This is a genomic window from Lewinella sp. (assembly GCF_050633125.1).
Classification (GTDB): Bacteria; Bacteroidota; Bacteroidia; order Chitinophagales; family Saprospiraceae; genus Lewinella.
Genome location: NZ_JBOEFX010000020.1, coordinates 86,537 through 92,923, shown reverse-complemented (window position 1 = coordinate 92,923; position 6,387 = coordinate 86,537). Strand labels below are relative to the sequence as shown.

The 6,387-nt window shown below is 45.2% G+C and carries 7 protein-coding genes; 3 read left to right on the top strand and 4 right to left on the bottom strand.

Going from position 1 to position 6,387, the window contains the following annotated elements; genetic code table 11:
- The 3 genes from ACRBG0_RS05290 to ACRBG0_RS05280 all read right to left on the bottom strand — a co-directional run.
- A partial coding sequence (locus ACRBG0_RS05290; protein ID WP_431485857.1) for an RNA polymerase sigma factor occupies positions 1-344 on the bottom strand: 344 nt, incomplete at its 3' end.
- Between the two features lie 149 nt (positions 345-493).
- On the bottom strand, positions 494-1,594 hold the full coding sequence (locus ACRBG0_RS05285; RefSeq protein WP_431485856.1) for an AAA family ATPase: 1,101 nt from the start codon (positions 1,592-1,594) through the stop codon (positions 494-496).
- Between the two features lie 85 nt (positions 1,595-1,679).
- Positions 1,680-2,141, bottom strand: a complete 462-nt coding sequence (locus ACRBG0_RS05280) for a heme-binding domain-containing protein (protein ID WP_431485855.1) — start codon at positions 2,139-2,141, stop codon at positions 1,680-1,682.
- Between the two features lie 185 nt (positions 2,142-2,326).
- Between ACRBG0_RS05280 and lnt the strand changes: the two genes are divergently transcribed.
- Together lnt and ACRBG0_RS05270 are read left to right on the top strand one after the other, a co-directional pair.
- Complete coding sequence (lnt, locus tag ACRBG0_RS05275) at positions 2,327-4,150, top strand: apolipoprotein N-acyltransferase (protein WP_431485854.1); 1,824 nt, start codon at positions 2,327-2,329, stop codon at positions 4,148-4,150.
- A gap of 10 nt (positions 4,151-4,160) precedes the next feature.
- The gene (locus ACRBG0_RS05270) at positions 4,161-4,685 is read left to right on the top strand and encodes a hypothetical protein (protein ID WP_431485853.1); all 525 of its coding nucleotides are present in this window, start codon (positions 4,161-4,163) and stop codon (positions 4,683-4,685) included.
- 364 nt (positions 4,686-5,049) lie between these two features.
- On the opposite strand, the gene ACRBG0_RS05265 is transcribed toward ACRBG0_RS05270, so the two are convergent.
- The gene (locus ACRBG0_RS05265) at positions 5,050-5,523 is read right to left on the bottom strand and encodes an FKBP-type peptidyl-prolyl cis-trans isomerase (protein ID WP_431485852.1); all 474 of its coding nucleotides are present in this window, start codon (positions 5,521-5,523) and stop codon (positions 5,050-5,052) included.
- Positions 5,524-5,631: 108 nt separating this feature from the next.
- On the opposite strand from ACRBG0_RS05265, the gene ACRBG0_RS05260 reads away from it, so the two are divergent.
- Positions 5,632-6,270, top strand: a complete 639-nt coding sequence (locus tag ACRBG0_RS05260; protein WP_431485851.1) for an N-acetylmuramoyl-L-alanine amidase — start codon at positions 5,632-5,634, stop codon at positions 6,268-6,270.
- Positions 6,271-6,387: the final 117 nt, after the last annotated feature.

The window sequence follows — 6,387 nt, the reverse complement described above, 5'->3', positions numbered from 1 at the left end:
AATTGTTCATCTGCGGCAGCGGCTTGCTGCCCGGGGAGATGGATAGGCAGTTCGTCTGCCTGGTATCGGGTTTTCTTACGCAAGTAGGCAAGTGCTTCATTAACGGCCATTCGCCGCAAATACGCGGGGAGGTTAGAATCTACCTTAATACTTTCGCGTTTCTCCCAGAAGCGAACAAAGACTTCCTGCGCTAAGTCTTCCGACAATCCGGGGTCTTGAACAAAACGGAAAATAGCCTGACACACCGGTTGGTACTGCTGATCGAAGATCGCCCGCATCGCCGAACGATCGCCGCTACGTAGTTGGCCCAGCCAGTTTTGATGTCGGGTGTTTTCCATAATCATAAGCAAACGCTCTACTTCTGATATTTTTGGTTGAGAAATGGCACCTCTCGGCTTATTTCGTAATGCAAAGGTCTACAAAGCTTCGTAAAGGTAACAACTCCTTCGACCTATTGCTTAATCTCTCTGATCAACGTACACGCTTCTGTGATTTAAAACAAGCTACTCAGGTCTACGTGGCTGCGGATCAGTTCTACTGCTCGTCTTGCTTTCCAGGGCGTACGTGTATTGATTTTCACTTCCATCCTGTTGATCTTAATGGCAGAACCATAGGTATCAAGTTGGGTGGCAATCAAGGGAATTTCATGCATCATAATGTAGTCCTGACAAGGAACTTCCCGTTGCAATTCACTGATAAAATCATTCTCGCCATTGACGATAATACCCGCTAATTTCAGATCCTGATCCGGATGTTTGCGATCAATTTCTTTTAATGCCGAAATTGCACTTTCCAACCTACGATGACTTACGATCATCAAAAGATTCTGTAAATCATCAAATTCTTTCTTCTCGATCAAGGAGCCGGAAGCAATATTTTCGACTTTGTTATCGAGGTTATGGCCATTCATTATAACGACGCCATCGACAGCCAAACGGACCCCCTCCATGATCGGGTTAGCCAACGTTTTATCATAAGGAAGAACCCCCAGCAATGGGATTCCCCAGCGGTCAAGCTTACCTCCTACGAGCTCTCTGATTTTATCTGATTTTTCGGGAATAACCTTATTGATAATCACCCCGGCAATGGGTACGTCCTTTTCTCTAAAAAGAGACAGGTTGGCATTGAGTTTATCAATGGTATTTCCCACACCACCTTCCACCACCATAATGACGGAAGCATTGAGCATCTTGGCGACATCCGCATTGGATAGATCAATAACACTCCCTACTCCTGGGTGGCCAGTACCTTCGTAGACAACTACGTCGTGCATTTTCTGCAATTCCCTCGAAGCGTGAAGAACTTGTTCCGGAAAATTATACTTCTCTGGATCGCGGAGAAACGAAGTCGTCACACCTCGTCCAAGAATCACAGGGCTATGTAGTTCGGCTGACAAGTCGAAATTCATTGTTTTAGAAAACAACAATGCGTCCTTGTCCACCTTTAAATCTCCTAAGTCTACAAATTCCTGTCCGAGTGGTTTGCAATAACCTACATTAAGTTCTTTGCTACGAATAGCAGCCACAATCCCTAGCGTAGAGGTTGTCTTTCCGACGTGTTGGCTGGTCGCAGCCACGTAAATTCTATCAAGCATAATTAGAAGAACTGATAACAGCGTGTTGGAAAATAATTCAAATTTCTCAACAAGCGCTAACTTGAATAAAGAAATCAACCCTGCGTTACTGGTCTGCGCTCCGATATAGCTGTTGGAACCATTGGGCCAATGCACTCACTTGCTCGTCAGACAACTTAGCTTCTGGGTGCAACCATGTAAAAGACTTCATTGGCATGTGCCGTTCTTGTACCTCTTCATAACATTCTTCCAGTTTATGCGCTGCTTTCTTAGCCGGATAGGACGTCCAATCAGAAAAGTTCAGATGCTGGCGTCCTCCGTTGATATGCCCTTGTATCCAAAAAGAAAGGGGCGCAATTTTAGCATACCAAGGATATTCCGACTCGTAAGAATGACAATCGTAGCAAGCTCCCTCTATTAGATTGGCAATAGTTGTTGGCGCCTCTACAGATTTAAGAAAATCAGCATTAGGGTCAACTTCAGGAACAGAACGATCTATAGGAATAAACTGAGCGACTAAGAGTAAGCCTACCAAAATCAGAAGAATCGTTTTGAGTTTGGGTTTCATAAGCACGGTTTCAGATAAAATGAAGATATATGTTGCAAGGCTTAGCCTCAACTTTATCATTGGGCAGCTTCCAAAGGTATAAAAATGTATCAATTCTCAGAGGAATTACTTGTTACTAAGTAACACCCAGAATGCAAATAATAACAAGATTCCATTAATTTTGCGAGGTTCAAATGCCAAACTACATGCCTGTTTTACCTGATTTTTCTGCTGTCCATGCTCGCCGTTTACTCCTGGCAGCCGTATTATTACTGGTCATTGCATCAGGAGTTGGCTATGATATGCATCGTCTGTGGCAGGCCGAACTTTTATGGGGCTATCGCCCATTATGGTTTTTACTCTGTGGCTGGTTAGGATTAATTGGGTTGTGGCAATGGAGAAAGTTGCGTAAAAGCACCACGCTACCAAGTCGGCCACTGGTCTTATCTACCCTTAGTGGTGTATTGCTGGGCATAGGTTTTCCAGATATCGTACCATTGCCCTTCTTATTGATGGTTGCCTGGGTACCTTTACTACTTCTGATAGAAGGCTGGAAACAAAAAGAAGGTGCTAAAAAACGGGAGCTCCTCCCCTATTTGCTACACACGTTCATGCTTTGGAATATCATTGCGACCTACTGGGTGATGAACACCAGTTTTGCGGCAGGGCTTTTTGCCAATTTGGCCAATAGCTTATTGATGTGTATTCCTTTCTTTCTTTTTTTGTGGACGCAGCGATACATCCCCAAAATGGGCTACGGCTCCTTGATTGCCTATTGGCTCACTTTCGAGCACATTCACCTGAGTTGGGAACTCACCTGGCCATGGCTTACCCTGGGTAATGGATGGGCTGAATACCCTAGCCTGGTACAATGGTACGAATTCACGGGCGTGTTTGGCGGCGGCCTTTGGATTTGGGTGATCAACATCATGTTACTGAACATCCTTATCAGTAAGAAAACCCAGGCCGAAAAGCAACTTCCACTTTGGCGACAATGGGGGAAACCAGTGGTTGTTCTGGTACTACCAATGCTGGTATCAGTCGTAATGTATAACAGCTACCAACAACAAGGCGACACTATAGACGTGGTTCTCGTACAACCTAATTTTGAGCCTCATTACGAAAAATTTGAACGGATAAAGGAAGCTGAGCAGATCACCCGTTTTATTGCGTTGAGCAAGCCACTGCTTGATGACAAGGTGGACTACCTCGTATTTCCGGAAACCAGTTATGGCTTTGCAGAAGAACTCGATGTAAAAAGCAACCGGAGTACTGGGCGCCTGTTGGAGGCTTTTAGTGCATATCCTACACTAAAGTTGGTCACCGGCCTTAATGCTTACCATGACTTCCTGCCCGACGAACCACGAACAGCTGCTACGCGATCTCGCAACCGCGGTGGGCAGGTCATTGAATATGAGATGATGAACTTGGCTGCTCAGATTCCTATGGCCCCAGAAGCCGCTGTGCAGACCTACCGCAAATCAAAGCTAGTCCCGGGGCCAGAAAAATTCCCGTTCAAGCGTATCCTTTTCTTTATGGAGCCACTGGTGGATGCTCTGGGTGGAACGACTGCCGGGCTGGGGATACAGGACAAACGTTCTGCTTTCACTAGTGATGCCGCCAAGGTTGCTCCTGTTATTTGTTATGAATCTGTTTTTGGGGATTATTTTGCCGGATACATCAGAGATGGCCAAGCGCAAGCGGCTTTCATTATGACCAATGACGGCTGGTGGGACAATACTGCCGGGCATCGGCAGCATCTTTATTTTGCCAGCCTACGCGCCATTGAAACAAGGCGTAGCATCGGGCGGTCCGCCAATACGGGCATCAGTGGTTTTATCAACCAGCGGGGAGATATTTCGCAAACGACCCAATACAACGAGCCTATTGCTATTCGGGGGCAGATGAACCTGAATGACGAGGTAACTTTTTATGTAAAATGGGGGGACCTCATTGCCCGTACCGCCCTGTTTTTAGCGATACTTCTTATTTTAAATACTTTCGTAAAAAGTAGATTACCGAAGGAATAATAATTTTCGAATGAAAAAATGGATCATTGGAATTGTACTCATCGGCCTTGCTGGCTACTTTCTTTTCCCTAATATTTTGCAGTTAGCTGGTTATAAAACGACCAGGGTAATGGTCTATAACGGTAATTCAACCGCAGCCAACTACCGCCTTAATGGGCAAGAACTAACGCTTGAATCCGGAGAAGCGCAAGTATACCGTAGTAGCCGCTTTACCAATCAGTTGGTTTACAAAAACGGGGATGATACCTTCAATGCTACCTTTGGCCCCGGGCAGCATTTTGTCAATCTTGGTGAAGGGCCGCTTCATTTAACGGAGCGTTATTACCGATGGGAAGAAGATAAGCAGGCGTTTTTTCCTTACGTGATTGAAAACCCCAAAGATCGCTTGCTCTATGATGCCGTTTTAAACAAAGGCCTCCATACGCTGGATAATTGCTGGGATTGTTGCCTACTGCTCCCTCCTGGTGAACGGCCCTACCGTTATCTAACACGGGAAAACAAGGACCGGAGGATCATTGTAAGTTCGAGGATGTGATTATGGTAAAGTGGTTAGATGGTTGATGGTCAATGGTTGTTGGTATGGTATGGCTCTAGCGTCGTAATGCATTGCGACTTTGCGGCACCAATACCAGATAAAACACCAACAACAAGAACCATTAGGCGAACAGCGGAACAGCTAGTAGCGATAGTAGTGGTACCGACTGGAGAGAGATGAGAGCGGATAGCGCGGTGGTGAGCAGATAGGCAAAGCCAGCTGCAAAAAAAACAATAGCTAAAAACAAAACCCCATGACTTCACCAATAGAAATCATGGGGTTTTGTACAAATAGTCAGCTAAACCACTTTTAGAAGATACTTAATGGTTCGTTCTAACTAAAGTCAGGCTGACCCATGTTTTGGCTACTGGAAGAAATCTACCAGTTCCATTTCGAAGATCAAGACCGAATTTGCGGGTAGGCCCGGGAAGCCATTACTACCATAGCCTAGGCCTGAAGGGATGAGCAACAGACCACTACCGCCAACACCGTACTTTGGGATACCTATTTCCCAACCAGTGATTAAATTATCGAGTAGAAAAGTGACGGTTTTATCGGGGGTAGTGCCGTCAATATTGGTACCATCGAATACGAAGCCATCGGTACGCATGCCTTTGTACTTTACCTTTACACTATCGCTCAAGGTTGGTTTGTCGGCAGCACCAGCAACATCAATGGTATAAAAAAGGCCCGAAGGATCTTCTATGGCATTCAAGTTATTGGCTTCGATGTAATCAAGGATGATACCACGATCAACGTCGGCCTGGTTAACGATATCATCACCGCACGACAGAATAGTAAGGCTAACAACACCTAGCAATAGAAAAAACTGTTTCATTTTATTATTGGTTTTCTTGCTTTGAACAGCAGAAGTGGTTTAAAATTTCCGCAAAGAACGCTAAAAAGCCGTAATTTGTGGTACTTCCAATAACAAAGTACCACACCCATGGTTAAAGATTTTCTTGTTTTTCTTGATGCCGGACACGGCGCTCTCGATGCTAGCGGCAAGTACGTTACAGCTCCCAGCAAGCAACATAAGCACAGCAAAGGGGAGTTTCATAAAGATGGCTGGTTTTACGAAGGCGTATTTAACCGCACGGTTACCAACCTGGTAGCCAGAAAGCTGCGCGACCTTTCTATTCCTTATTATATCGTCAGTCATGAGTATGTTGACATTTCGCTTCACTACCGAGTAGATTTGGCCAACTGGTACGCTAAAAAAGTAAAAAAGAGCCTCTACATCTCTAATCACGCAAACGCTGGCGGAGGAAGTGCACGAGGTTTTGAGGTGTTTACCAGTCCAGGGAAAACGACCTCAGATAAAGTTGCCGAACTGCACTGGAATAATGTCAAGGATGTCGTTGGTGACCGTATTTCTCGCTACCGCTCGGATACCAGTGATGGTGACCATGACAAGGAGGCGCGCTTTTTTGTGCTCACTCGCACCAGCATGCCTGCCATTTTGGTAGAGCATTTGTTTTTTGATAATTACGAAGACGCCTTGCTCTTAATGGATGATGAAATCGTAGAACGCTTTGCGGAGGCACAAGTGAGAACGATCATTGAGGCCCAGGGGGTGTTGTAGGTTTTTCAATCACCAAAGGCAACCAAGGGATTATATTCAACCATATAAGGACATAGAAGGGATTATAAGAAGCCTTCATAACAAGGGGAATTCACAAATTTACCCTGCACTGTTTTT

Excerpts from the sequence above, each read along its gene's own strand:
- ACRBG0_RS05285 (WP_431485856.1), bottom strand. The coding sequence starts at position 1,594 with ATGCTTGATAGAATTTACGTGGCTGCGACCAGCCAACACGTCGGAAAG.
- ACRBG0_RS05280 (WP_431485855.1), bottom strand. The coding sequence starts at position 2,141 with ATGAAACCCAAACTCAAAACGATTCTTCTGATTTTGGTAGGCTTACTC.
- lnt (WP_431485854.1), top strand. The coding sequence starts at position 2,327 with ATGCCTGTTTTACCTGATTTTTCTGCTGTCCATGCTCGCCGTTTACTC.
- ACRBG0_RS05270 (WP_431485853.1), top strand. The coding sequence starts at position 4,161 with ATGAAAAAATGGATCATTGGAATTGTACTCATCGGCCTTGCTGGCTAC.
- ACRBG0_RS05265 (WP_431485852.1), bottom strand. The coding sequence starts at position 5,523 with ATGAAACAGTTTTTTCTATTGCTAGGTGTTGTTAGCCTTACTATTCTG.
- ACRBG0_RS05260 (WP_431485851.1), top strand. The coding sequence starts at position 5,632 with ATGGTTAAAGATTTTCTTGTTTTTCTTGATGCCGGACACGGCGCTCTC.